Source organism: Yoonia tamlensis, from assembly GCF_900115105.1.
GTDB classification, from domain to species: Bacteria; Pseudomonadota; Alphaproteobacteria; order Rhodobacterales; family Rhodobacteraceae; genus Yoonia; species Yoonia tamlensis.
In genome coordinates this window covers 1641487-1664958 of the sequence record NZ_FOYP01000001.1, presented here as the reverse complement: position 1 = coordinate 1664958, position 23472 = coordinate 1641487, and the positions used below count along the sequence as shown (strand labels likewise).

Annotated in this window: 22 protein-coding genes; 15 read left to right on the top strand and 7 right to left on the bottom strand. The window is 57.4% G+C overall.

Going from position 1 to position 23472, the window contains the following annotated elements; translation table 11 throughout:
• Positions 1–3 precede the first annotated feature (3 nt).
• The 5 genes from nuoN to BM320_RS08635 all read left to right on the top strand — a co-directional run bounded on the left by nuoN (position 4) and on the right by BM320_RS08635 (position 6037).
• A complete protein-coding gene (gene nuoN / locus BM320_RS08655; protein ID WP_207496863.1) occupies positions 4–1440 on the top strand; it encodes an NADH-quinone oxidoreductase subunit NuoN in 1437 nt (478 codons plus the stop codon).
• Positions 1430–2191: a biotin--[acetyl-CoA-carboxylase] ligase gene (locus BM320_RS08650; RefSeq protein ID WP_090198998.1), complete on the top strand. Its 762-nt coding sequence runs from the start codon at positions 1430–1432 to the stop codon at positions 2189–2191. Before nuoN ends, BM320_RS08650 begins: the two co-directional genes overlap by 11 nt.
• Positions 2192–2205: 14 nt before the next feature.
• Entirely contained in the window at positions 2206–2979 is a 774-nt protein-coding gene (locus tag BM320_RS08645) for a type III pantothenate kinase (RefSeq protein WP_090198995.1), read from the top strand.
• A complete protein-coding gene (locus BM320_RS08640; RefSeq protein WP_090198992.1) occupies positions 2976–4640 on the top strand; it encodes a ribonuclease J in 1665 nt (554 codons plus the stop codon). Before BM320_RS08645 ends, BM320_RS08640 begins: the two co-directional genes overlap by 4 nt.
• A gap of 89 nt (positions 4641–4729) precedes the next feature.
• Entirely contained in the window at positions 4730–6037 is a 1308-nt protein-coding gene (locus BM320_RS08635) for a capsular polysaccharide export protein, LipB/KpsS family (protein WP_090198989.1), read from the top strand.
• 53 nt (positions 6038–6090) lie between these two features.
• Here the strand turns inward: BM320_RS08635 and BM320_RS08630 are convergent, their stop codons facing one another.
• The 3 genes from BM320_RS08630 to BM320_RS08620 form a co-directional block, all read right to left on the bottom strand.
• Positions 6091–7596: a DEAD/DEAH box helicase gene (locus BM320_RS08630; RefSeq protein WP_090198987.1), complete on the bottom strand. Its 1506-nt coding sequence runs from the start codon at positions 7594–7596 to the stop codon at positions 6091–6093.
• A 170-nt stretch (positions 7597–7766) separates the two neighbouring features.
• The gene (locus BM320_RS08625; protein WP_090198984.1) at positions 7767–8204 is read right to left on the bottom strand and encodes a hypothetical protein; all 438 of its coding nucleotides are present in this window, start codon (positions 8202–8204) and stop codon (positions 7767–7769) included.
• 114 nt (positions 8205–8318) lie between these two features.
• Positions 8319–9917: a peptide chain release factor 3 gene (locus BM320_RS08620; RefSeq protein WP_090200494.1), complete on the bottom strand. Its 1599-nt coding sequence runs from the start codon at positions 9915–9917 to the stop codon at positions 8319–8321.
• 99 nt (positions 9918–10016) lie between these two features.
• Here BM320_RS08620 and BM320_RS08615 point away from each other — a divergent pair, with 99 nt between their 5' ends.
• Together BM320_RS08615 and BM320_RS08610 are read left to right on the top strand one after the other, a co-directional pair.
• On the top strand, positions 10017–10610 hold the full coding sequence (locus BM320_RS08615) for a hypothetical protein (RefSeq protein ID WP_131802358.1): 594 nt from the start codon (positions 10017–10019) through the stop codon (positions 10608–10610).
• Between the two features lie 47 nt (positions 10611–10657).
• The gene (locus BM320_RS08610; RefSeq protein WP_131802356.1) at positions 10658–11212 is read left to right on the top strand and encodes a hypothetical protein; all 555 of its coding nucleotides are present in this window, start codon (positions 10658–10660) and stop codon (positions 11210–11212) included.
• Here BM320_RS08610 and BM320_RS08605 read toward each other — a convergent pair.
• Positions 11209–12171, bottom strand: a complete 963-nt coding sequence (locus BM320_RS08605) for a Hint domain-containing protein (protein WP_090198974.1) — start codon at positions 12169–12171, stop codon at positions 11209–11211. The two genes, BM320_RS08610 and BM320_RS08605, sit on opposite strands and share 4 nt — an antisense overlap.
• 91 nt (positions 12172–12262) lie before the next feature.
• Between BM320_RS08605 and BM320_RS08600 the strand changes: the two genes are divergently transcribed.
• From BM320_RS08600 to BM320_RS08590, 3 genes are all read left to right on the top strand, one after another.
• Complete coding sequence (locus tag BM320_RS08600) at positions 12263–13042, top strand: SDR family oxidoreductase (RefSeq protein ID WP_090198972.1); 780 nt, start codon at positions 12263–12265, stop codon at positions 13040–13042.
• Positions 13043–13059: 17 nt separating this feature from the next.
• Positions 13060–14163, top strand: coding sequence for a YhaZ family DNA alkylation repair protein (locus tag BM320_RS08595; RefSeq protein WP_311135495.1), 1104 nt, complete (start codon positions 13060–13062; stop codon positions 14161–14163).
• Positions 14164–14232: 69 nt separating this feature from the next.
• Positions 14233–15306: an ABC transporter ATP-binding protein gene (locus BM320_RS08590; protein WP_090198965.1), complete on the top strand. Its 1074-nt coding sequence runs from the start codon at positions 14233–14235 to the stop codon at positions 15304–15306.
• Positions 15307–15360: 54 nt separating this feature from the next.
• On the opposite strand, the gene BM320_RS08585 is transcribed toward BM320_RS08590, so the two are convergent.
• The 3 genes from BM320_RS08585 to ccmI are packed head-to-tail and all read right to left on the bottom strand — an operon-like array spanning position 15361 to position 17266.
• Positions 15361–15600 (bottom strand): DUF1289 domain-containing protein, encoded by a 240-nt coding sequence (locus BM320_RS08585; RefSeq protein ID WP_090198963.1) that lies wholly within the window; start codon positions 15598–15600, stop codon positions 15361–15363.
• The gene (gene ruvX / locus BM320_RS08580) at positions 15597–16073 is read right to left on the bottom strand and encodes a Holliday junction resolvase RuvX (protein ID WP_090198960.1); all 477 of its coding nucleotides are present in this window, start codon (positions 16071–16073) and stop codon (positions 15597–15599) included. Before ruvX ends, BM320_RS08585 begins: the two co-directional genes overlap by 4 nt.
• Positions 16070–17266 carry a c-type cytochrome biogenesis protein CcmI gene (ccmI, locus tag BM320_RS08575; protein ID WP_090198957.1) on the bottom strand — a complete coding sequence of 399 codons (1197 nt, stop codon included), beginning with the start codon at positions 17264–17266 and terminating at the stop codon, positions 16070–16072. Before ccmI ends, ruvX begins: the two co-directional genes overlap by 4 nt.
• 191 nt (positions 17267–17457) lie before the next feature.
• On the opposite strand from ccmI, the gene BM320_RS08570 reads away from it, so the two are divergent.
• The 5 genes from BM320_RS08570 to BM320_RS08550 all read left to right on the top strand — a co-directional run bounded on the left by BM320_RS08570 (position 17458) and on the right by BM320_RS08550 (position 23393).
• Positions 17458–18702, top strand: coding sequence for a sarcosine oxidase subunit beta family protein (locus BM320_RS08570; protein WP_090198954.1), 1245 nt, complete (start codon positions 17458–17460; stop codon positions 18700–18702).
• A 43-nt stretch (positions 18703–18745) separates the two neighbouring features.
• On the top strand, positions 18746–19075 hold the full coding sequence (locus BM320_RS08565; protein WP_090198952.1) for a sarcosine oxidase subunit delta: 330 nt from the start codon (positions 18746–18748) through the stop codon (positions 19073–19075).
• On the top strand, positions 19072–22086 hold the full coding sequence (locus BM320_RS08560; protein WP_090198949.1) for a sarcosine oxidase subunit alpha family protein: 3015 nt from the start codon (positions 19072–19074) through the stop codon (positions 22084–22086). Before BM320_RS08565 ends, BM320_RS08560 begins: the two co-directional genes overlap by 4 nt.
• Complete coding sequence (locus BM320_RS08555) at positions 22079–22645, top strand: sarcosine oxidase subunit gamma (RefSeq protein ID WP_090200492.1); 567 nt, start codon at positions 22079–22081, stop codon at positions 22643–22645. The genes BM320_RS08560 and BM320_RS08555 overlap by 8 nt, the downstream gene beginning before the upstream one ends.
• A 148-nt stretch (positions 22646–22793) precedes the next feature.
• Positions 22794–23393, top strand: a complete 600-nt coding sequence (locus tag BM320_RS08550; RefSeq protein WP_090198946.1) for a superoxide dismutase — start codon at positions 22794–22796, stop codon at positions 23391–23393.
• Positions 23394–23472 lie beyond the last annotated feature (79 nt).

The following is a 23472-nucleotide window of genomic DNA, read 5'->3' as shown; positions in this document are numbered from 1 at the left end:
GACATGATTTCCGCAGATATCCAAATCGTCATGCCTGAAATCCTGCTGGCTGTTTACGCCATGCTGGCCCTTTTGGCGGCGGTCTATACCAACAAAGACAAATCCGCGTCCTTGCTGACATGGGTCACATCGGGGCTTTTCGTCCTGCTGGGCCTGTGGATCGGGGTGAACGGGCAGGGCACGCAAACGGCCTTTGACGGCATGTTCAACGATGATGCGTTTTCGCGTTTTGCGAAGGTTGCAATCCTGCTGTCTGCCGCCGCTGTTTTGCTGATGTCAGAAGCCTATATGAAACGCCGCGGCTTGCTGCGGTTCGAATACCCGATCCTTGTGGCCCTTGCGGTTGTCGGGATGATGGTGATGGTTTCGGCCGGCGATCTGATGGCGCTTTATATGGGGCTCGAATTGCAGTCGCTGTCGCTTTATGTTGTGGCATCCTTGCGCCGTGATAGCGTGAAATCGACCGAAGCGGGCTTGAAATACTTTGTGCTTGGCGCGCTGTCATCGGGTTTGCTGCTTTACGGTGCATCGCTGACCTACGGCTTTGCGGGCACAACATTGTTCTCGGGCATTATCGAAGCGAGCGCGCACCACCCGTCTTTGGGCTTGCTGTTTGGCATCGTGTTCCTTGTGGCGGGGCTGGCGTTCAAAGTATCCGCAGCGCCGTTCCACATGTGGACACCTGATGTTTACGAAGGGTCGCCAACTCCCGTGACCGCATTCTTTGCTACCGCGCCAAAAATCGCGGCAATGGCGATGTTTGCGCGGGTTGTGCATGATGCATTCGGCCATATTGTATCCGACTGGCAGCAGATCGTGGCCTTCCTTTCCGTTGTGTCCATGTTCCTTGGGGCGGTCGCGGCGATTGGCCAAAAAGACATCAAACGTCTGATGGCCTATTCATCCATCGCGCATATGGGCTTTGCCCTGATGGGCTTGGCGGCTGGTACGGTCTTGGGCGTGCAGGCGATGCTGATCTACATGGCGATCTATGTGGTGATGAACATCGGCACATTCGCGTTTATCCTTGGGATGGAGCGTGACGGCCGTCCGGTTACATCAATCGAAAGCCTGCGCATGTATTCCAAGCGTCAGCCACTGCGCGCGCTTGCGCTGCTCGTGCTGATGTTCAGCCTTGCGGGCGTGCCGCCGATGGTCGGCTTCTTTGGCAAGTTCTACGTGCTGCGCGCGGCCTATGATGCCGGTCTTGGCTGGTTGGCTGTGGCTGGTGTGATCGCATCGGTGATCGGTGCCTTCTATTACCTGCGCATCGTGTTCTACATGTATTTCGGCGAAGAGGCAGAGCCGCTTGACGGCAAGCTGAACCCTGTTCTGTGGGGCTTCTTGATGGCCGCGTCATTGGCGATGGTAATCGGGGTGTTCAACCTGTTCGGGATCGAACCCATCGCCCAAGCAGCAGCACAAGCGCTTGTCCACTAGCGACAATTCACACGCGCATTGGCCCGAAGCCTATGCGCGTGTCATCCACGACAGCGTGGATAGCACAATGGCCGAGGCCGCGCGGCTGGCGCCAACGCTGACCCAACCCACTTGGATTATGGCGCGCACCCAAACCGCGGGGCGCGGGCGGCGCGGGCGGCCTTGGGTGGTGCCCGCGGGTAATCTGAATGCGACACTTGTCTTTAGACCTGCCTGCACCGCGGTCGAAGCGGCAAAGCGTTCGTTTCTGGCTGCAAATGCATTAGAGGCAGCACTCGCGATCTATGTGCAGCCGGAAAAGCTGTCGCTCAAATGGCCCAATGATGTGCTGCTGTCGGGTGGCAAGGTGGCGGGCATATTGCTCGAATCCAGCGGGCAGGGCCCGTTTGTCGACTGGCTGTCAATTGGGTTCGGCGTGAACCTTGCGGCCGTGCCGGAAGGCGTGACCGATGCCGCCTTTGCGCCGACTAGCCTGCGTGCCGCCGGTGGCTGGGATGTCGATCCGGTTGATTTTCTATCCGTTCTGGCCGATGCCTATGCCACCCAAGAAGACAAACTGCGGACCTTCGGCTTTGCGCGCATCCGCGACGACTGGCTGTCCAAGGCCGCACGTCTGGGCGAGGTGATCACCGCGCGCACCGGTCGCGAAGAAATTACCGGACGTTTCGACACCGTTGATCTTGACGGAAACCTTGTGCTGCAAACTGCCCAAGGCCCCCGCATTATCCCTGCGGCGGATGTGTATTTTTAGACGGGAGAGACCCCATGCTTTTGGCAATTGATTGCGGCAATACCAATACGGTGTTTTCCATTTGGGACGGCGAAAGCTTTATTGCGACATGGCGCACCAGCACCGAATGGCAGCGCACGGCTGATCAATATTATGTCTGGCTGTCGACCCTGATGGGCGTGCAAAAGCTGGATGTCACGATTGACGAGGTGATCATCAGCTCGACCGTGCCGCGCGTCGTGTTTAACCTGCGCGTGCTGTCCGACCGCTATTTCAACTGCCGCCCGTTGGTTGTGGGCAAGCCTGACTGCCTGCTCGAACAGCCGCCGCGTGTAGACGCAGGTACGGCTGTCGGCCCCGACCGGATTGTGAACGCAGCAGGCGCGTTTGACCGCCACGGCGGCAATCTGATCGTGGTGGATTTCGGTACAGCCACCACATTCGACGTGGTTGAAACCGATGGTGCCTATGTCGGGGGTGTGATCGCACCGGGCGTTAACCTTAGCCTTGAGGCATTGCACAACGCCGCTGCCGCGCTACCTCATGTCGATATCACCATGCCACAGCGCGTTGTGGGCACAAATACTGTGGCTTGCATGCAATCGGGTGTCTTTTGGGGTTACATCGGGCTGGTCCGCGAGATATGTGCGCGGATCAAAGCGGAACGCGACACGCCGATGAAAGTGATCGCAACAGGGGGGCTTGCGCCTCTTTTCCAACAGGCGTCAAACCTGTTTGACGTATTCGAAGAAGATCTGACGATGCACGGGCTGACCGTGATCCATAAGTACAATAAGGAAAACACATGACCGACCGCCTGATTTACCTGCCTCTTGGGGGCGCCGGCGAGATCGGCATGAACGCCTATGTTTATGGCTACGGCAAGCCGGGTAAGGAACGGCTGATCGTTGTCGATCTGGGTGTGACTTTCCCCGATATGGACGGCACGCCGGGGGTCAACCTGATCCTGCCGGATATTTCATGGTTGAAGAAACGCAAATCCCAGATTGACGGGATCTTTATCACCCACGCGCACGAAGACCACGTCGGCGCAATCGGCCATTATTGGGAACAGCTGGGCGCGCCTGTCTATGCGCGGCCCTTTACCGCAAATATCGCGCGGCGCAAGCTGTCCGAACACGGGCTGCCGGACAGCGTTGTGACGGTTGTCGACGTTTATCCGCAAGTTATCGAATGCGGGCCGTTCAAAGTGTCCTATTTGCCAATCAGCCATTCAATTCCCGAAAGCGCGGGGCTTTTGATCGACAGCCCTGACGGGCGGGTTCTGCATTCGGGTGATTTCAAGATTGATGAGACCCCCGTTGTCGGTGATCCGTGGAACGCGGCGCTTTGGGAAGAAGTGTCCAAAAACGGTGTTAAGGCGCTTGTCTGCGACAGCACCAATATCTTTTCCGAGGCTCCCGGCCGGTCAGAGGCCACAATCGGCGATGCGATTGCCGATATGATGAAAGAGGCGACCGGCATGGTCGTCGCCACCACATTTGCATCCAACATCGCGCGCCTGAAAACGCTGGCGATTGCCGCTGAAAAGGGCGGGCGTTCTGTCGTGCTGCTTGGCCGCGCCATGCGCCGCATGGTCGAAGCCGCGACCGAAGTCGGCATATTGTCGGGATTCCCTCCCGTGGTGTCCCCCGAGGACGCGCTGAACATGCCGCGCGAAAACGTGATGTTGCTGGTGACCGGATCGCAAGGCGAACGCCGCGCCGCATCCGCGCAATTGGCGCAAGGGTCATATTTGGGGCTGAAGCTGAAGGAAGGGGATACCTTCCTGTTTTCATCCAAAACGATCCCTGGCAATGAACGCGGTGTGATCCGCATCATGAACCAATTGTCGGAACTGGGCGTTGATGTGATCGACGATGCCGGCGGGAAATACCATGTCTCCGGCCACGCCAACCGCCCCGATCTGGAAACCCTGCATGAAATCGTGAAACCGCAAATCCTGATCCCGATGCACGGTGAACACCGCCACCTGCGCGAACATGTAAAAGTCGGCAATGCCAAAGGCTTGACCGGGATTGTTGCGGTCAACGGTATGATGATCGACTTGTCGGGCAACACGCCCAAAGTTGCGGAATATATCGAAACAGGCCGCACCTATCTGGACGGCACCGTGCAAATCGGCGCGATGGACGGCATCGTGCGCGACCGTATCCGCATGGCGCTGAACGGGCATCTGATTGTCACGTTGATCATTGACGAAAACGATGAGCCGCTGGGCGATCCATGGGTCGAAATCTCGGGTATTGCGGAAACCGGCCGCAACAACGCGGCGCTTGTCGACGTGGTTGAACAGGACCTGAGCCAGTTTGTGAACCGCGCCAATGCCAAGACATTGCGCGACGAGGTGAAGCTTGAAAAAGAGCTGAAGACAATCGCGCGCCGGTCTGCCGCTGCCGAGATTGGCAAGAAACCCGAAGTCACAGTTATCGTGTCACGGTTGAGCTAACCGGTTTGCGTTAACCAAAACTTAGGAGCCGCCTGTTAGCAATGTGCTGAACCCATACCAGTGGTTCAGCGCAATGCTATGGATGCTCTATGTCTAAACTAACCAAACTTGTCAGGACGCCGCGCATTTTCATGCGTGACGCGCTTGATAAACGATACCCGTTGCGCAAATTGCGCCCGAAAATCAAAGAAGCAAACGCATCGGAAAAACCGACTGCAGTGCTGGTCGGGTTTTCGGATTGGAAATCTTGGATGGTTGACGCATTGCCCGACTATCACGTTGTTTTCCTGGGGCATTCGCCACGGGTTGCTGATGCACTCTTGCGGGCAATTCCGAAATTTGACGATGTGACGGTTTTCGTCTGGTCCTATAAATACCCTGATGCGCTGAATGAAATCTGCGCCGCCAATAATATTGATATGGTCTATGTCGAAGACGGTTTTATCCGTTCGGTTGGGCTCGGGATCAAGAAATCGGCGCCGCTTTCGCTGGTGTTTGATAAATCGGCAATGCATTTCGACAGGCACCGCGTTAGCGGGCTGGACAGGCTTTTGAATACCGTTGAATTCAGCAATGAACCCGATGCGCTTGGGCTGGCGGATCGCGTGATTACCTTGGCAAAATCAGGCGTCACCAAATATATTTCGGCCGAAAGCGCCGATAATATTGCAGATCATTTCTACCGCGAACCGGGCGTGCGCAATATTCTGGTGCTTGGTCAGGTCGAAGACGATATGTCCATCCTGTGCGGCATGGCAAAACCGATGACGGGCAATGATTTCGTCCGTTTGGTCGCGCTAAATTACCCCGACGCAAATATTTTCTACCGCCCCCATCCCGAGGCAATTGAACGGCGCAAGAAACATTATTCAAATCCGAATGATGTCAACGGGATGTGCCAGATTGTTGGCCGGCGATGGAGCCTGAACGAGACATTTCAAATCGTTGACGAGGTGCATGCGATGACCTCTCTTGCCGGTTTCGAGGCGGCAATTCAGGGTCTTGAAGTGCATACCTATGGTATGCCGTTTTACGCGGGCTGGGGGTTTACCACCGATCACGGCCCGTCCGATATTGCACAAAAACGACAGCGCAGCCTAAGCCTGCGCGAAGTGGTGGCAGGTGCCTATGTGCTTTATCCGCAGTATTTTGACCCCATTTCGCAACGGCCTGTGCCAGCAGATCGCGGTATTGCAATGGCGGATGCGATGAACCGCCGGCTCAAGCATGGTATGCGTGTCAAGGCAGCGATGGCCGCGAAACCTTGCGTGAGAAACGGCAGCGCACAAACAGGGCCGTCAGAATTGCTGCCCGTCAACGGGTCTGCAATAGAGACGCCATATATCCGCACTGAACAGATTGTGGCGGCGATCAGGGATGCCGCGCGACGGATGTAGCGCCGCATTGGGCTCCGCCGGAACCCTAAATGCAGCGTACAGTGACCCGCGTGCTAAACTTTGGCGCGTTCCGCAAAGCTCAGCGCGATAAACGCAGGGGTGTCTTCGCCCATACCGACAATAGCAGGCCCGTTGTCGCGATAGTTGTTGCGGCCACGCCCGCCTTGTGGGCGATCTTCGCGTGGTTTTTGTTCACGCGGTTTTTGGTCGCGCGGCTGCTTTTGCTCGGCCGCGGGGGCCGGTGCAGGTGCTGCGGCTTTGGCGGGTGCTTTGGGCGCGCTTGTGTTTTCGGCAACGGGTTGCGGCGCATCCGCATCTACGGGTTTGCGACGTGACCGGCTGCGGGTCCGCTTCGGCTTGGCTTCGGTATCCGCATCCGCTTTTTCGGTGGATTTGCGGGCAGGGGCCGCTTTGCCGGGCACTTCCTTGCGCGGAATTTCCTGATTTACCAATGTTTCGACATCGGCAAGGTTTTTGTCGTCGCGGCCGATGCAAATCATGATCGCGGTGCCGCTACGCCCTGCGCGACCCGTGCGGCCAATACGGTGCACGTAATCTTCGGCATGGCTGGGCACGTCGAAGTTAAACACATGCGTCACCGCCGGAATATCCAGCCCGCGCGCCGCCACGTCAGAGGCCACAAGGAAACGCAGTTTGTTATCGCGAAAAGATTCGAGTGTGCGAGTGCGATGGGCCTGGTCCAGATCACCGTGGATCGGCGCGGCCTCGTAACCGTATTTATTCAATGATTTCGATACAATATCGACGTCAGACTTGCGGTTGCAAAAGATGATCGCATTGGTGCAGCTTGGACCTTCGGCATCAATCAACTGCCGCAAAAGCGCCCGTTTTTCTGACGGCTCTTTGGGCTTGGACGAACCTTTGAACATCACAACGCTTTGGGTGATATTGGTGTTTGTCGTCGCCGCGCGCGCCACTTCGATTTTGGCGGGATTTGACAGGAACGTGTTGGTAATCCGTTCAATTTCCGGCGCCATCGTTGCGGAAAAGAACAGGGTCTGGCGGGTAAACGGGGTGCGTTTAAAGATTTCTTCGATATCGGGAATAAACCCCATGTCGAGCATCCGGTCGGCTTCATCGACCACCATGACCTTAACATCGGTCAAAATAAGTTTGCCGCGTTCAAGATGGTCAAGCAACCGCCCAGGCGTCGCAATTAGCACGTCAACGCCTTTGTCGATCAGCTTGTCCTGATCTTTGAATGACGTGCCGCCAATCAGCAAGGCCTTGGTAAGTTTGGTGTATTTTGCGTAAGTGTCAAAGTTTTCGGCAACTTGCGCAGCCAGTTCGCGGGTCGGCGCCAAAACAAGCGAACGGGGCATGCGTGCGCGTGCGCGTCCACGACCCAAAAGCGTAATCATGGGCAATGTGAATGCGGCGGTCTTGCCTGTGCCAGTTTGCGCGATCCCCAAAACATCGCGCCCTTCAAGTGCGGGCGTAATCGCGCCGGCCTGAATAGGTGTCGGGGTGTCATAGCCGGTTTCGGCTACAGCCTTGAGAACCTTGGGATCAAGGTTCAAATCAGTGAATTTCGTCATGTGCGTCCTAAGTGTGCGGGATCGATCCGCAAGTGTGAAAGGACGCATTTTCCCGAGCGCCCCAGTCTGAACGGCCCGTGCCGTCAGGTGATCGGATAGCGAAATTGGGGCTGTTGGTCAAGCAATGCGCACAGATGCGCGCCAGCGCCTGCCAATTACGGCAATTATCGCTAGCTTCGGATGATTTCCGCATTTTCGAGAATCGCGGCATTCCACGTCTCGGGATCCGCATCGGGGATCATATCCCCGCGCAGGGTTATGCGGGCGCCTTCTTGGATGCCGTTGACAGGTGTTTGCAGCGTGACGCGGATGCTGGCCCCGTGATCGGGGTCGCCGCAAAGCGGACAAAACCCCATGTCAGAAACAAGGATCAATTCGCTGATTTCACTGCCCGCAGATATGGGGGCGGCGTAACCGGTCAGCACCATCCCCTTGCGTCCATCCGCGATTTCGGGCGGGTAGGTCTTGTCGACACGGTAGCTGGTTTCGGTGACGATTTCCTGAATGGTGATACCGCGCAAAAGGTCCCAGTCGTTGGACTGCGCCCATGTCATCGTGCCGGTTGAACAAAGTGCCGCGCCTAGCGCAAATGTGCTGACTTGTTTCATTCTTTCCTCAAACATGGGTCGCTGTTGCGCATATCTATATCAGCTTTGGGTTGCGTGCCGCCAGTCCGATAAATTCACATTTACCTGAACCGGCGGGGAAGCGCCCGCCATACCTTACCAGACCATCATTTCTTTGGTCGCACTGAGCGTCACATCGGGATAGTCGCGCCCGACCCGATCAATATCCCATTGCAGCCGTGTCAGAAAAACCGTGTCCCCGTCATTGTCGGTCGCGATATGCTGTTTGTTGGCCGCGCCAAATTTATCGACCGCCTCTTTGTTGCCGGTAACCCAGCGCGCCGAGGTGAATTGCGATTGTTCGAACCGCACGGGCAGCCCGTATTCAAGCTCGATCCGGCTGGCAAGCACTTCGAACTGGAGCGCACCGACCACGCCGACGATGAAACCGGAACCAAAGGTTGGCTTGAACACTTTGGCGGCACCTTCTTCGGCGAATTGCATCAGCGCTTTTTCAAGGTGCTTGGCTTTCATCGGGTCACCCGCGCGGCAGGCTTGCAGCAATTCGGGGGCAAATGACGGGATGCCGGAAACACGGATATCTTCGCCTTCGGTCAATGTATCGCCGATCCGCAATTGCCCGTGGTTGGGAATACCGATGATATCGCCTGCCCATGCCTCTTCGGCCAGTTCGCGGTCGGCAGCAAGGAAAAGCACAGGGTTTGAAATCGCCATCTGCTTTTTCGCGCGCACATGGGTCAGTTTCATGCCGCGTTGGAAATGCCCCGAGGCGAGCCGCACAAACGCCACGCGGTCGCGGTGTTTCGGGTCCATATTCGCCTGCACCTTAAAGACAAATCCGGCGACTTTTGGTTCCTCGGGCGCGATATTGCGGGGCAGGGCGGATTGGATCTGCGGCTCGGGGCCATAGGTGGCAAGCCCGTCCATCAATTCCTTGACGCCAAATGAATTCATCGCCGAGCCAAACCAGATCGGCGTCATCGACCCGTTCAACAGCGCTTCCGGATCCAGCGGAGGCAGCAATTCCTTGGCCATCTCGATTTCTTCAAGGAATTTCGTCAACAGATGCGCAGGCACATGTTCGGCAAGCTTGGGATCATCAAGCCCAGCGATCTGGATGCTTTCGGCGACCTTGTTGCGGTCGGCGCGATCCATCAGTTCAAGCCTGTCGCGCAAGATATCATAGCAGCCGATAAATTCGCGCCCCACCCCGATGGGCCAAGAGGCAGGGGTTACGTCAATGGCAAGGTTTTCCTGAATTTCATCAATAATTTCAAATGTATCGCGGCTTTCGCGGTCCATCTTGTTACAGAATGTCAAAATCGGCAGGTCACGCAAGCGGCACACTTCGAACAGTTTTTGCGTTTGGCTTTCCACACCTTTCGCGCCGTCAATAACCATCACGGCGGCGTCAACGGCTGTCAGCGTCCGGTAGGTATCTTCCGAAAAATCGGAGTGACCGGGCGTATCAACAAGGTTGAACCGGTATTTCCCGAAATCAAACGACATGGCAGAGGCCGAGACCGAGATTCCACGGTCCTTTTCCATCTGCATAAAGTCGGACCGCGTGCGACGTGCCTCGCCCTTGGCGCGCACCTGTCCGGCCATTTGAATGGCGCCGCCAAACAAAAGGAATTTTTCGGTCAATGTCGTCTTGCCGGCATCCGGATGCGAAATAATCGCAAAGGTACGGCGACGGGCAATTTCAGCGGGCAGGTCAGGGCGTTTTGTCATGGCTGATGCTTTATGCGGTTGCTGCGCAAAGGGCAATCCACACTGCGCTTAACCAGTGGTTTGGATTTCGCTGGTATCGTTGCATGCATGAATACAGGTTTGATAAAATTTCTTGCGCTGGCCTGCCTTGCGGGCTGTGGCGGGGGCGGCGATGATCCCGGTTCCGGGATTGATCCGCGCGTGGCCCGCATTGACGCCTATGATATGCAACGTTTGCGCGTGCTGGGTGATGCTGAAACGGGCGTGGCCGGCATGGATCCGACCCCGGCGGTCGGTGTGCCTGTTGTGGGCAGCGCGGATTTCGACGGGTTTGCGACGATCCGCGTCGAAAACACGGCGGCGCCGCTTGTGCTTTATGGTGATTCGGTTGTGACGATCAGCTTTGCACAGGGCAGTGTAACAGGCACGATGGATGCGTTTTTTGGCACCAACGACAGTGGCGCGCTTGTCGATTATACCGGCACGATCACAATTGATGCGGGCGCGGTAAGCCCCGATTTATCGTTTGATTATGCCGGCGCGCTAACCGAAGGGGCAAATACACTGGTGTTTGATGGTACGCTCACGGGAATGTTCTTGGGCGACCCGCTTGCGGCGTTGGCCGCGTCAGAGCTTGACGCCGCAGTGTATTATAACGGCACGCTTGTCGATGCGACTTTTGTGGTGGTCGGTGAAACGGTCCTGTCGCCTTAACCATCCGTTAACGATGTTGCGCGCATCTTCATGTGATGAAGCATCAAGTGTTAATTTTCAGCCTGCTTTGCGCTTGCGGTGGTGGCGGTGATGACGGGGGCGGCAACGGGGGCGCGCCTGCGGATTTTGACGATTACTTCAACCAGATCACCGGCACGGGTGTGACGCCTGTCGCCAGCCTGCCTGTTACAGGCCGCTATGAATATGCGGGGCGTGTGCGGCTTGACCTGCCAATTGACGGACCCGCGCAGCAATATCAGGGCCTTTTAGAGATCAGCATCGGGTTTGATGCAGGTGCAAATCCTGTGTTGGGCAGCGTGTCACAGCTCGCAAACGGCCAGCAGGTGCTTGTGGGCGTGTTGCAGATCGACAGTGGTGTGCTGAACCCGCATGCGCAACCCGCCGTCGATTACCAGTTTTTCGCCGGTCTTGACGGCAATCTGGATGCAAACGGCACAATCTATGTGATTGACGGAACGCTTGCGGGTGATCTTTACGGTCCGCAATGGGACGGCATCGCAGGTCTGGTATTCGGGGATATTACCCAAGGTATCATAGTTGATATTTTTGACGGCAGCTTTGCGGGCACGTTAACACCCTAGCCGCGCGACGCACGCCGCAACAGCTTTGCGATATCCGCAACCGGCGTCAGATTGCTCTGAAACTCGTAGTCATGCGGATCACGCGGGCGATGTGATTTCACGGCCGCCTGCGCGGTCAGCGCATTCCGGCTGCGGGCATTGACCAGATGTGATTCCGCGGCGATCCCTTCGGCAAAAATGATGTAATGTTCGTCAAAGATCAGCTGGTAATAATCGACATAGCCACCCTTGCGGCGCACCACGGTTTTGCCGTCAACAAGCTGGCGCGCCTTGATCAGCACTTCGGCGCGCCCCGCCCCCAGAAAATCAGCACGCTGATAGACCATCAGCCGGTGGTCAGGGCGTAACACCAGATCGTTTTCATTGTGCAGCGCGCCTTTGGTGATCACAATCGGGGCGAAACGACCGGAGGCCCGCAAGGTACATTGATCAATCATCCGGATGGGTTGTTTGCCGCTGTCGCGGGTCAATACCTCGTCGCCGACGACAAGATCCTCGATCGGGCGCATCATCCCGTTGCCCATAGTGATCAGCGTGCCGCGCGCAAATGAACCACCCGCCGATTGCGCAAACCGTTTGGTTGCGCTGTGGCGTTCGACGCCGATCAGCCGGTATTCAGTCGCGGCGATGAAATCACCCAGCGGCAAGACATAGATCGCGGCTATTATGTCGGCTGCGACCTCGACAAGGATCACGGCTTCGTGGGTGCCGCCGTCGGGCGCGATCAATGTCAGGCAGCAATCAATATGCACAAGATTGTGCGCCCCGTCCGCCCGCCGCAAGGATTGCCCGTCATCTTGCAGCGCCAACCCGATGGTACGGGCACCACCGCGCATCCGGTACTGGTCATCCATGACCAGATCGTCGGCAAACGACAGCGGCTCGCCAATGCGCACCCCGTCGGCAACCGTAAAATCTCCGGCGCAAAACACGTCAATATTCAGCAGGTTTTCAGTCATATGGCCAAGCTATACGTGACATTTTCCAAAGGGAATAGACCCCATGCGGCGGCAATGGTAGGAGTGACCCAAATCAAGTTTGGAGAAAACAATGGATCTGGGAATTAAGGGCAAACGCGCGCTGGTATGTGCATCATCAAAAGGCTTGGGGCGCGGCTGCGCGCAAAGCCTTGCCGAGGCTGGCGTAGATCTGGTTTTGAATGCGCGCGGCGCCGAAGCACTTGAGGCGACCGCCGCAGATATTCGCAGCAAATACGGCGTAAACGTCACCACCGTTGCCGCCGATGTGGCGACCGACGCGGGTCGCGCGGCCCTGCTCGCGGCGGCGGGGGATGTTGATATTTTGGTCAATAATGCGGGCGGCCCGCCTCCGGGGTTGTGGTCGGATTGGGATCGCGACGATTTTATCGCCGCGCTCGATGCCAATATGCTGGCCCCGATTGCCCTGATGAAGGCCTTGATGCCGGGCATGATCGAACGTCGCTGGGGGCGGGTTGTTAATATCACTTCGGGTTCGGTAAAAGCGCCGATCCCGCAACTGGGGCTGTCGAATTCGGCGCGCGCGGGGCTGACCGGCTATGTTGCGGGCACATCGCGGCAGGTGGCGCAATATGGCGTCAATATCAACAATCTGCTGCCAGGTATCCATGCCACTGACCGTGCGGCAAGCCTTGATGCCGGCGTTTCAAAGGCCCAAGGCATCGACATTGCTGCCGCCACCGCCCAACGGCAGGCCACAATTCCAGCACGCCGATATGGCACGGCAGCCGAATTTGGCGCGGCCTGCGCGTTTCTGTGTTCGCAGCACGCGGGCTTTATTGTCGGGCAGAACCTTGTGCTTGACGGCGGTGCCATCAACGCGACAATCTAGTGGCCGCTGGATTTAGCTTGAAAGATCAGCTGTTTAACGCGCAAACCGTTGCGCAGTTAGGCAATGATTTCGAAAAGGCGGGCGTCTTTGATGCCGCCCCCTTTGTCGATGCCGTTCTGGCGCGGATGGCGCCTTTGGAACTCAAGGCGCGGATCAATCTGATTGCGCAGGTTCTTGCGGATTTTCTGCCCGCCGATTTCCCTACCGCCGCCAAAGCGATTGCCGCCGCGCTGCCGCCACCGCTAGATCCGGAAAAGACGGATAATGATTTCGGGCATTTCATCTACGCCCCGCTTGGCGTTTTTGTCGAAACCAAGGGAATTGCGGATTGCCATCTGGATCAAAGCCTTGATTTGCTTGCGTTAATTACCCAGCGGTTTTCGATGGAGTTTTCGATCCGCGCGTTTTTGAATGCTCATCAGGGCGCAACGCTGGCACGGATGCAAGATTGGGCCAGCCATGAGAATTACCATTTGCGCAGGCTGGTATCCGAAGGGACGCGGCCAAAACTGCCTTGGGGGCAGGGGGTCGGGCTTTTGCCGGCGCAGACATTGCCGCTGCTTGACACGCTGCACGCGGATCGGACGCGCTATGTGACGCGATCGGTTGCGAACCATTTGAATGATATCGCAAAGACAGACGCCGATGCGGTAATTGCGCGGCTGTCAGACTGGCAGGAACTAGAAGCGCAAACCGCGCCCGAACTTGACTATATGCGCAAGCATGCGCTGCGCAGCCTGATCAAGAGCGGCCACCCCGCGGCGCTGCGCCATCTGGGTTTCCGGCCTGATGTCGATGTCAGCGTAACGGGGTTTTCGATCACGCCAGAGCCGTTGGAAATCGACGCAACAGCCGAGATCGCGTTCACCGTGCACGTGCCCCGACCGGCACCGTTGATTATCGATTATGCCATTGATTTCATGAAATCAAACGGCAAGACCGCACCCAAAGTGTTCAAGTGCAAACAGATTGCCGCGGTCCCGGGCGTGCCGGTTACAATCCGCAAAATGCACAGGTTCAAAGGCAATGCGACAACCTTCCGGCTATACCCCGGTGCGCACCGTATCCATGTGCAAATCAACGGGCGGATCGTACAAAGCTGTGATTTCACGTTGCGGTAGCTTGCCCTGAACGGCGCCGCTTGTTAGGTGCGGTTTACCTTAATGTTTCAGTCAGGGACCAATCCCCGCATGTCGACGCCCCGTCTCGAGATCAAGAATATTGTCAAATCCTTTGGCGGGCGACGGGTTGTCGACGATCTGAGCCTGAGCGTCATGCCGGGCAAGGTGACATGCCTTTTGGGGCCGTCCGGATGCGGTAAATCTTCGACCCTGCGCATTATTGCGGGCGTAGAGATGCAAGATAGCGGCACCATTCATGTCGATGGCGCTTTGGTCTGCGATACGGTCTTTCGGGTCCCGCCCGAGGCGCGCTCTATCGGGTTGATGTTTCAGGATTTTGCGCTTTTTCCGCATTTGAGTGTCGGCGAAAACGTGGCCTTTGGCCTGCGTGGCGACAAGGGCGCGCGCGAACGGGTCAAGGAATTGCTGCAAAAGGTCGGCATGTCCCGCTATATTGACGACTACCCGCACCAGCTGTCGGGCGGTGAACAACAGCGCGTTGCATTGGCACGTGCCTTGGCGCCGCGCCCGCGGATGATGCTGATGGACGAGCCGTTTTCAGGGCTTGATGACCGGCTGCGTGACGATATCCGCGATGAAACCCTAGAGGTGCTCAAAGGCGAAGGCACAGCCGTGTTGCTGGTTACCCATGAACCTGGCGAAGCTATGCGCATGGCAGACGAAATTGCGCTGATGCGTGACGGCAAGATTGTGCAGCAAGGCGCGCCATATAATATTTACAACACACCCGTCGATCTGAAAGCGGCCGCATTTTTCAGTGATATCAACGTGATAAAGGGCAAAGTTGAAGGTGCGCTGACAGATACGCCCTTTGGCCAGTTTTTGGCGCCAGGCGTGCCAAACGGAACAGAGGTTGATATTGTGATCCGGCCGCAGCATCTGAAGATCGACTTTGATCGGGCAGGGCGCGGGCCAAATCCCACGGCGGTAGATGGCACACCTGCGCGCGGCGTGGTCGAGCGGGCGCGGTTTATCGGCGCATCGAGCCTGATTACATTCCGGATGGATTACGACGGGTCGTTTTTGCAAGCGAGCGTGCCCTCGGTGTTTCTGCCCAAACCCGGCACGCCTCTGTGGATCATGATCCGCCGCGATCGCTGTTTTGTATTCCCGCGCCGCTAGCGCCAATTTCTGGTACAGAAATTGGCTACAGACTTTCGATGAAAGTCTGTCCCCCTAATCGCCGTTCTGCGCAATCCGCACGGCCCGTCCGCCACGCCGTCTGGTGATTTTTCCGGCTCTGGCTGCCAGATCATCCACCACTGCGCGCCGCGCGTCCGGCGTCATCCGTGACCATTCCCCGATTTCTTCAATCGTGCGCAGGCATCCGGTGCACAGTCTGCTGGCCGGATGGATCACGCAGATTTTGACGCAGGGGCTTTCGACCTCGTCTCGTGCCCAGATTTCATCGCTCATGTCGCGGCCCGCAGATTGCCCAAACGGTCCAGCATCCCTTGCAAAATATAGGCTGCTGCAACATGGTCGATCACTTCGGACCGGCGCTGGCGTGAAGTATCGGCCTCAAGCAGCGCGCGTTCCGCCGCAACCGTCGACAGCCGTTCGTCCCAATAGGTGATCGGAAGGTCGGTCAGACCGGACAGGTTGCGCGCAAAGGCGCGCGTCGCCTGACAGCGCGGCCCCTCAGAGCCGTCCATATTCATCGGCAGCCCAAGCACGATCCCCTTGATCTGGCGCGCATCGGTGATCGCCAAGAGCTTGGTCGCATCCACCCCGAATTTCTTGCGCCGGATCGTTTCAAGCGGTGTCGCCACCGATTTCATCAAATCAGAGACCGCAACCCCGATAGTCACAGTCCCCAGATCCAATCCGGCAATCGCCCCGAAATCCGGCAATTGCGCTGCAAATTCCTGTGGTGTTTCAAAAATCATTGCAAAACCCCCGCTGCCTGCGCTGCTTCGCGCAGCATGCGCATCGCGGGTTCATCCGCGCCAAAGGCCGCCTGTGCGTTCACCCAGATCGCCTGCGCGTTGGCCGTATCCCCAAGCGCGCCGTAGGCTGTGATCAACCGCGCCCAATCGCTTGCGGGCCCGCCTTCGCTTGCCAGTCTTTCGGCCAGCCCGGCGACCATCGCGTTGATCATTCCGGCGCGTTCCTCATCTGTCAAATCGGCGGCATTTGCGATATCGGCGGCAGTAGGTCCGCGCGTTTCGGGTAATGTGTAATCAATCCCAGCGCGGTAGGCTGCATCTTCGATCTGCGCCCTTGCCGAGGCCACATAATAACTGCGCGGGTCACCGGATTCCGCAAATTCGCGCCATAGCTGAAAGGCATAGTCCGCCCGATCCGTCTGGTAATATAGCGCGCCCAGATAGTAGCGTGCGGCAATATCTTGTGGGTCGCGCGCCAGAATTTCGCGGATCGTTTCCTCGGCTTGCGGCGAGACATAGCCGTTTGCCGCCGCGACCCGATAATCGACTAGCAAGCGCATATCATCCAGCGTTGCATCCGCGCCAAAGATTTCCAACAGATGCGCTTGCGCGCGCGCTGCCGCCGCGAAATTGCGCAAATCCGCCTCGTAATAGGCAAGCCGCGCCCAGGCCTCTGTATCGTTCGGACGCTGCGGTGCGATCGCGCGCAATTGCGCCATCGCGTCCAGAAATTCTTGCGGGACATCAACCGGCGCAGGGGCCGGGGCCAATGTCTCGAGCATCTCTTGGCTGGGGCGGTTTTCACGCATTTCATCGCCGGTTGCGATCCGCGTATGCAGCGGCAGATCGGCATAGCCCGGCGCGCCCAAATAGGCGTAGACCCCAAAGCTCAGCCCGATCAGCCCAAGCACCACCGCGCCTGTAAAAACGGGTGATGTCGGCCCCGACTGTGTCGGGGTGGTTGCGCTGTTGCTTGCCGCCAATAGGCGCCGTGCGATTTCGGTGCGCGCGCGCGCGGCCTCGGCCTCGGGCAGCACGCCACGTTCAAGATCACGCGCGATTTCCGCCAGTTGCGCTTTGTAGATCGCAATATCGGGGTTATGCGCGTCACTTTGCGCAGGTCGCAGCATCGGGGCCGCCAGACCCCCCGCGATCCCAAGCGTCAGCACCACACATATCAGCCAAAAAATCATTCTATCCATCCAAGCCAGTCAAGGGTGACATAACCATCACTGCCGCCACTGGAAAGGGGGCTGCGACCACGTGGCAGTTGCGATGTCGCAATTGTGCAGCCAGACGCCGCTGGCAGTATCCTCTTGGCACTGTGATCGGTCCAGTTAGAATGCAGCACCTAAACCGGCCTTATCAGGGAATCGATGATCGCATGAAACGCTATTCCGCCTTTGCCGTCGCCCGCGAAGCCATGCGCCAACACAAGGGTTGGGACCGCGCATGGGCCAAACGCGCGCCCAAAAAAAAATATGATGTAATTATCGTGGGGGCAGGCGGGCACGGGCTGGCAACCGCCTATTATCTGGGCAAGAATTTCGGGATCACCAATGTCGCCGTTCTTGAAAAGGGCTGGCTTGGTGGCGGCAATACCGGTCGCAATACGACGATTATTCGCTCCAATTACCTGCAAGACCCGTCAGCGGCGATCTATGAAAAGGCGCGCAGCCTGTACGAGACCATGTCGCAGGACCTGAACTATAACGTGATGTTCAGCCCGCGCGGCCTGATTATGCTGGCCCAGACCCAGCACGAGGTGCGCGGCTATCAGCGCACGGCGCAGGCCAACGCGCTGCAAGGCGTGCAAACCGAATGGATCGGCCCGCAGCGGGTCAAGGAATTATGCCCGATCATGAATATTTCAGGGCCGCGCTATCCGGTGTTGGGCGGGCTTTACCAAGAACGCGGCGGCACGGCGCGCCATGATGCCGTGGCTTGGGGCTATGCGCGGGCCTGTTCGGATATGGGCATGGATATCATCCAGCAATGCGAAGTTACGGGCGTGCGCCAGCAAAACGGCAAGGTTGTCGGTGTGGACACCAGCCAAGGCGCGATTGATTGCGATAAGCTGGGGATGGTTGTTGCCGGCCACGCTGGCGTGATGGCCAAAATGGCGGGGTTCCGGCTGCCGATCGAATCCGTTGCGCTTCAGGCGCTGGTGTCAGAGCCGATCAAACCGTGCATGGATGTTGTTGTGATGGCGAACACCGTGCACGGCTATATGTCGCAATCCGACAAGGGCGAGATGGTGATCGGAGGCGGCACGGACGGGTTCAACAACTACACCCAGCGCGGATCATTCCACCATATCGAAGAAACCGTGCGCGCATTGGTCGAGACATTCCCAATGATTTCAAGGCTTAAGATGTTACGCCAATGGGGCGGGATCGTGGATGTCACCGGCGACCGGTCGCCCATCCTGTCCAAGACGCCCGTGGACGGCGTGTTTGTGAACTGCGGCTGGGGCACCGGCGGGTTCAAGGCAATCCCCGGTTCAGGCTGGGCGATGGCCGAACTCATGGCCAAAGGGCAATCGCCGCTGACCGACGAATTCAGCATGTACCGTTTCCGCGAAGGCAAATTCATCGACGAAAGCGTCGCAGCGGGGGTGGCACACTGATGTTGGATATCGCGCAACTATTTCTAAATTCCGAGGTGTCCCCATGCTGACCTTGCATTGCCCCTATTGCGGCGTTGATGCCGATGAAACCGACCTGCACGCAGGTGGCGAGGCGCATTTGAAACGCGCAAGCACCGGATCATCCGACGATGCGTTCGAGGATTACCTGTTCATGCGTGAAAACCCCAAAGGCGTGCATTTCGAACGCTGGCGCCATGCTTACGGCTGCGGCAAATGGTTTCTGGCGGCACGTTGCACTGCGACATTGCAGGTGTTTGGCACGTATCGCGCGCAAACGCATGAGCCACCACAAGACATCAAAGACGCCATATCCGCGCAGCGGCCCGGTTGGTCATGGGGGAACTTTCGATGAGCACGCGTCTGACCGGAATGGGCCGTTTGATCAATAAAGGCAAAGCGGTAGAGTTCTCTTTTAATGGAAAAAATCTGCGTGGCTTTGAAGGCGATACGCTCGCTTCGGCGCTCTTGGCCAATGACCAGATGCTCATGGGGCGGTCGTTTAAATACCACCGTCCGCGTGGCGTTGTGGGCGCGGGCGCGGAAGAGCCCAACGCGCTTGTCAACCTTGGCGAAGGCGGCCAGTTTGAGCCAAACCAGCGCGCCACCACGACCGAAGTGTTTGACGGGTTGCAGGCGCAATCGCAGAACCACTGGCCGAGCCTTGAATATGATGTCGGTGCGATCAACACGGCCTTTGCAAGGTTCCTACCTGCCGGATTTTATTACAAAATGTTCATGTATCCGCGTGCATTCTGGAAACATGTATATGAACCTGTGATCCGCAAATCAGCCGGATTGGGCCGCGCGCCCAAGGACCGCGATGCCAGCACATACGAGCATTTCCACGCCCATGTTGATGTGCTGGTCGTGGGCGGCGGGATCGCCGGACTTGCCGCAGCCCATGCTGCCGGCGAAGCGGGCGCGCGTGTTCTGCTGATGGAACAAACCGCCGATTGGGGCGGCCGTGCAGTTGTTGATGCCCCGATGATTGATGGAATTCCAGCGGAAGATTGGGTGAAAAACACCGTTCAAGCGATTGAAAATATGTCGAATGTTGACATGCGTTTGCGTTGCATGGGGGCAGGGGTTTATGATCACGGTTACGCGCTTGGGTACGAGCGACTGACGGACCACGCGCCGGAAATTGAGGGGCCGCGCCACCGGCTTTGGCGTATCCGCGCCAAGCAAATCATCACCGCGACTGGGGCCATTGAACGTCCGCTGTCGTTTGCGGGCAATGATATTCCGGGTGTCACGCTGGCAGCCGCCGTCCGCGACTATGTGGTAAATTACGGCGTATCCATGGGCGACCGCACGGTCGTTGTGACCAATAATGATGATGCCTACCGCACGGCCTTGGTCCTGAAAAAGGCGGGGCTGGATATCCCCGCGATCATCGACGCGCGCCCCGATGCCGAAGGCCCGCTGATTGATGAAGCCCGCGCTTTGGGCATCCGCGTGGAGCAAGGCAAAGCCATCGCCAAGGTCAAAGGCGGCAAGCGCGTCAAATCTGTCGGTATCTGCGCCCAAGCGGGTGAAGGCGCGGTACTGGAAGAAATTGCATGCGATTGCGTGGCGATGTCGGGCGGCTGGTCGCCCGTTGTGCATCTGTGGTCACATTGCGGTGGCAAGCTGATTTGGGATGCCGATCAGGTGATGTTCCGCCCCGACCATGAAAAGCCGCCGACAGGTGCTGACGGGCAACCGTTTGTGATCACCGCGGGCACGGCAAACGGGCATCTGTTTACCGCCGAAGCTGTCAGTGACGGCTGGGCGGCTGGGCGCGCTGCGGCAAAGGTTGCGGGCCATAGCAAACGCGGTTCCCAATCCCCGCTGGGCGAAGATGCCGAAGAAGGCCCGATTTCCCCTGTCTGGCTGATGCCGCAAGGCGCAAGCCATGAATTGCGGTCAAAGGCCTGGCTCGATTTTCAGAATGACGTGAAAGTGTCCGACGTGCAGCTTGCCGCGCAAGAAGGTTTTGAAAGCGTCGAACACACCAAGCGCTATACCACGCTTGGCATGGCGACAGATCAGGGAAAGTTAAGCAATATCAACGGGCTTGCGATCCTGTCGCAATCTTTGAACGCCGATATTCCGAACGTGGGCACAACCACATTCCGCCCGCCCTATACGCCGATTTCGATGGGGGCGATTACGGGTGCCGCGCGGGATGATCTGTTTCTGCCAGTGCGCAAGACACCGGTGTCTGCATGGTCCAATGCTAATGGCGCTGATAACGAACCTGTTGGCCAATGGCGCAGACCCTATACCTATGTGCGCGAGGGTGAGAGCGTACATGACGCCGTGAACCGTGAGGTGAAGAATGCGCGTGAAAACGTGGGGCTGCTCGATGCGTCGACATTGGGCAAACTTATTGTCAAAGGGCCGGACGCAGGGAAGTTCCTTGATCTGATGTATACCAACATGACGTCGACGTTGCCTGTCGGCAAATGCCGATACGGGCTGATGTGTTCGGAAAACGGGTTCTTGATGGATGACGGTGTGGTGGTCCGCATGGATGACGACACGTGGCTTTGTCATACCACAACCGGCGGGGCCGAGCGTATTCATGCCCATATGGAAGACTGGCTGCAATGCGAATGGTGGGACATGCAAGTCTATGTCGCCAATGTCACCGAACAATATGCGCAGATCGCCGTGGTCGGGCCGAAGGCGCGCAAGCTGCTGCAAAAATTGGGCGGCGATATGGACCTGTCTGCCGAGGCACTGCCGTTTATGCAGTGGAAGGCTGGCAGGATCGGAGAATTTGACGCGCGCGTGTTCCGGATCAGCTTTTCAGGTGAATTGTCATACGAGGTGGCCGTGCCCGCCGGGCAGGGTGCCGCATTCTGGGATTCGCTGATCGCGGCGGGCGAGGAATTCGGGGTGATGCCCTATGGCACCGAGGCGCTTCATATCATGCGGGCCGAAAAGGGCTTTATCATGATCGGGGATGAAACCGACGGGACAGTGATCCCGCAGGATTTGAACCTGAACTGGGCGCTATCCAAGAAGAAAGAGGATTACTTAGGCAAACGCGCGCATCTGCGCAGCCATATGGCCGATCCGAACCGTTGGAAACTGGTTGGGTTGGAAACCGTCGATGGGTCTGTTTTGCCTGATGGGGCCTATGCGATTGCGACAGGTGAAAACGCCAACGGCCAACGCAACACCCAAGGGCGTGTGACGTCGACCTATTATTCGCCCACGCTGGATCGCGGGATTGCGATGGGGCTGGTCCACAAAGGCCCCGACCGCATGGGCGAGGTGATTGAATTCAACAAGGTCGACGGCACGACGATCGCGGCGAAAATCGTTGATCCGGTGTTCTATGACAAAGAAGGGGCAAAGCAAAATGTCTAATGCAGTCAGTGCCTTGAACGGCAAGGTCGCCGCCGGAGAAGTCACGATCCGCGAGGCGGGTCTGCGCGGCATGATCACGCTGCGCGCGGATTTGTCCGATAGTAAAGTGAAGTCGATTTGTACCAGCCTGACAGGCGCTGCGTTCCCGAGTAGCGGTCAGGCCAATTGCGATGACGCTAAGGGGCTGTGCTGGATGTCACCGGACGAGGTTCTGATTCTTGTGCCATATGATACCGTCGCGGATGCGCTTGAACAAATCGCCAAGGCATTGAAAAATAAACATCATCTGGCCGAAAATGTATCGGATGCGCGCGCGCTGATCACCGTCGAAGGCACATTCGCCCGCGAGGTCATCGCGAAACTCGCGCCTGTTGATCTGCATCCGGATGCTTTCCAGCCCGGTGATTTCCGGCGCTCGCATATCGGGCAAGTGGCCGCTGCGTTCTGGATGCGTGACCAAGACACGATTGCAGTGATCTGTTTTCGGTCCGTTGCAGAATACGCGTTTGATCTTTTGGCGACCTCGGCCAAAGCAGGCAGGGTTGGCTTTTTTGCCTAGGCAGCGCATGCAATCGGTGCGATTTACATGCAAATGTCATAACTTGGGTGCTATAAGAATGACGTAATGTCCGGCCAGCGGGCTTGACGCCGCGCGCGCATGTGACATGTATCAATGCATCCTGTCACCAACACAGAAAGTTAATACAATGGCATTTACTCTCCCCGATCTTCCTTACGCACACGACGCTTTGGCTGCCAAAGGCATGTCTGCCGAAACGCTCGAATTCCACCATGACCTGCACCACAACGCATATGTCACCAATGGCAACGCAGCGATTGCGGGCACCGAGTGGGAAGGCAAGAGCCTCGAAGAAATTATCGTTGGCACCTATGATGCCAATGCGGTTGCCCAAAACGGCATTTTCAACAACATCTCTCAGCTTTGGAATCACAACCAGTTTTGGGAAATGATGGGCCCAGACGGCAATGCGATGCCAACCGAGCTGGAAAAAGCCTTGGTCGAAAGCTTTGGGTCTGTTGATGAATTCAAAAAACAGTTTTCCGCAGCAGGCGCAGGCCAGTTCGGATCCGGCTGGTGCTGGCTGGTCAAAGACACCGACGGCGCGTTGAAAGTGACAAAAACCGAAAACGGCGTGAACCCGCTGTGCTTTGGGCAAACGGCGCTTTTGGGCTGCGATGTGTGGGAGCATTCCTACTACATCGACTTCCGCAACAAACGCCCTGTTTACCTGACCAACTTCCTTGATAACCTCGTGAACTGGGAAAACGTCGCAGGCCGCCTGTAATCAAATCCAATGTGTGATTGAAAAGGCCCGTCGCGCACCCCGCGGCGGGCCTTTAATTTGAAGCCCCGCTATATATTTC

Bases quoted from the DNA above. Each gene is read 5' to 3' on its own strand.
- nuoN (WP_207496863.1), top strand. From the start codon at position 4: ATGATTTCCGCAGATATCCAAATCGTCATGCCTGAAATCCTGCTGGCT.
- BM320_RS08645 (WP_090198995.1), top strand. From the start codon at position 2,206: ATGCTTTTGGCAATTGATTGCGGCAATACCAATACGGTGTTTTCCATT.
- BM320_RS08640 (WP_090198992.1), top strand. From the start codon at position 2,976: ATGACCGACCGCCTGATTTACCTGCCTCTTGGGGGCGCCGGCGAGATC.
- BM320_RS08635 (WP_090198989.1), top strand. From the start codon at position 4,730: ATGTCTAAACTAACCAAACTTGTCAGGACGCCGCGCATTTTCATGCGT.
- BM320_RS08630 (WP_090198987.1), bottom strand. From the start codon at position 7,596: ATGACGAAATTCACTGATTTGAACCTTGATCCCAAGGTTCTCAAGGCT.
- BM320_RS08625 (WP_090198984.1), bottom strand. From the start codon at position 8,204: ATGAAACAAGTCAGCACATTTGCGCTAGGCGCGGCACTTTGTTCAACC.
- BM320_RS08620 (WP_090200494.1), bottom strand. From the start codon at position 9,917: ATGACAAAACGCCCTGACCTGCCCGCTGAAATTGCCCGTCGCCGTACC.
- BM320_RS08605 (WP_090198974.1), bottom strand. From the start codon at position 12,171: ATGACTGAAAACCTGCTGAATATTGACGTGTTTTGCGCCGGAGATTTT.
- BM320_RS08600 (WP_090198972.1), top strand. From the start codon at position 12,263: ATGGATCTGGGAATTAAGGGCAAACGCGCGCTGGTATGTGCATCATCA.
- BM320_RS08590 (WP_090198965.1), top strand. From the start codon at position 14,233: ATGTCGACGCCCCGTCTCGAGATCAAGAATATTGTCAAATCCTTTGGC.
- BM320_RS08585 (WP_090198963.1), bottom strand. From the start codon at position 15,600: ATGAGCGATGAAATCTGGGCACGAGACGAGGTCGAAAGCCCCTGCGTC.
- ruvX (WP_090198960.1), bottom strand. From the start codon at position 16,073: ATGATTTTTGAAACACCACAGGAATTTGCAGCGCAATTGCCGGATTTC.
- ccmI (WP_090198957.1), bottom strand. From the start codon at position 17,266: ATGATTTTTTGGCTGATATGTGTGGTGCTGACGCTTGGGATCGCGGGG.
- BM320_RS08570 (WP_090198954.1), top strand. From the start codon at position 17,458: ATGAAACGCTATTCCGCCTTTGCCGTCGCCCGCGAAGCCATGCGCCAA.
- BM320_RS08565 (WP_090198952.1), top strand. From the start codon at position 18,746: ATGCTGACCTTGCATTGCCCCTATTGCGGCGTTGATGCCGATGAAACC.
- BM320_RS08560 (WP_090198949.1), top strand. From the start codon at position 19,072: ATGAGCACGCGTCTGACCGGAATGGGCCGTTTGATCAATAAAGGCAAA.
- BM320_RS08555 (WP_090200492.1), top strand. From the start codon at position 22,079: ATGTCTAATGCAGTCAGTGCCTTGAACGGCAAGGTCGCCGCCGGAGAA.
- BM320_RS08550 (WP_090198946.1), top strand. From the start codon at position 22,794: ATGGCATTTACTCTCCCCGATCTTCCTTACGCACACGACGCTTTGGCT.